The 337-nt window shown below is 56.4% G+C and carries 1 pseudogene; it reads left to right on the top strand.

What is annotated here, in order from left to right:
• Window positions 1–337 (top strand): annotated as a pseudogene (locus tag FN960_RS23690) (hypothetical protein); the annotation flags it as partial.

Here is a 337-nt window from a genome sequence, read left to right as displayed (position 1 = left end):
GTCCTGGAATCTCATCAACATGACCCGCAGTTTCCTGAATGCCTGCACCTCGCTATGGCGCAATGGTGAAACGCGTTTTTCGCTGGTGGGCACCAGTTTATTCTGGGGAGCGGGGGTCACGCTGCGTTTCCTGTTGGTGCTGTGGGTACCGGTGGCGCTGGGCATTACCGATAACGCTACGCCCACCTATCTCAACGCGATGGTAGCGATTGGTATCGTGGTTGGCGCAGGTGCGGCAGCGAAGTTAGTTACGCTGGAAACCGTGTCACGCTGTATGCCAGCCGGGATTTTGATTGGCGTGGTGGTACTGATTTTTTCCCTGCAACACGAGCTGCTG

This window comes from Alkalicoccobacillus porphyridii (genome assembly GCF_007293315.1).
Taxonomy (GTDB): Bacteria; Bacillota; Bacilli; order Bacillales; family Bacillaceae_D; genus Alkalicoccobacillus; species Alkalicoccobacillus porphyridii.
Note: the sequence above shows the minus strand (reverse complement) of the source record. Positions and strands in the feature narration are given on the sequence as shown.